Below are 723 nucleotides of genomic sequence, written 5' to 3'. Positions count from 1 at the left end.
ACGCAAAGCGCTCCGCGCCGCTGTCCGCCACCCCTAGCCCCTTTCCCAGGGGATGTGACTGTTTGAACTTGTGGGACTGCCTTCCAGCATCGCCCGCTGCCGCAAGGTGATGGCCAGAAAAAGCGTCGAGGCCGCGAAGTTGGAGCTGTCCTTAGTGGGAAGGAGATGCCTGGGGCGCAGAAATAAGGTCTTCTGAACTCTGCGATCTGCAATCAAAGATCTGAGTATGAGTATAGGTGTGGTGTCCTAGTCTGAACCAAAATGGCCATACGTGGGCAGGGCAGATGGCTGCCAGCCTTGGCTAACTTCAGGGGAAGGAAAACGTAAACCTACCCGCCAAGCCAGGGGATGTGGCCGAGCCGCTAAAAGTCTGCGCGACGTTTCCGCTCTTGCGAACCGTTACGGTAAAGGGAATGGGAGCAGTTGATTGGGAGCAGCGCCGGAACAATCTCACCTCGATGAAGTATGGCCCTGAGGGCGGGGTGGAAACCCAAAAGACATTCTCCACAGCATTTTGGGTTACGGCAACACAGTCGGCATTGGCATCCACATCCAGCCGTCCTCCAGAAGGGACAATTCGGTTGTTAAAAAACACGGTCTGCTGCGTGGGATCCGTAACATACAGGTCAAGGTCATCGATGGTGTTCCAACTCAAGGTAACTTGAATGGGGCCGGTGCTCAAGACGGGGGTGGCGGGGTAGGAGTTGGCGTTGGCGTTGGTGT

General features: G+C 56.2%; 1 pseudogene. It reads right to left on the bottom strand.

The features are described from left to right. Window positions 1-307: 307 nt before the first annotated feature. A pseudogene (locus NW819_RS12095) lies at window positions 308-723 on the bottom strand (right-handed parallel beta-helix repeat-containing protein); the annotation flags it as partial.

The sequence above is a fragment of the Synechococcus sp. R8-2 genome (assembly GCF_047461715.1).
Classification (GTDB): Bacteria; Cyanobacteriota; Cyanobacteriia; order Thermostichales; family Thermostichaceae; genus Thermostichus.
Note: the sequence above shows the minus strand (reverse complement) of the source record. Positions and strands in the feature narration are given on the sequence as shown.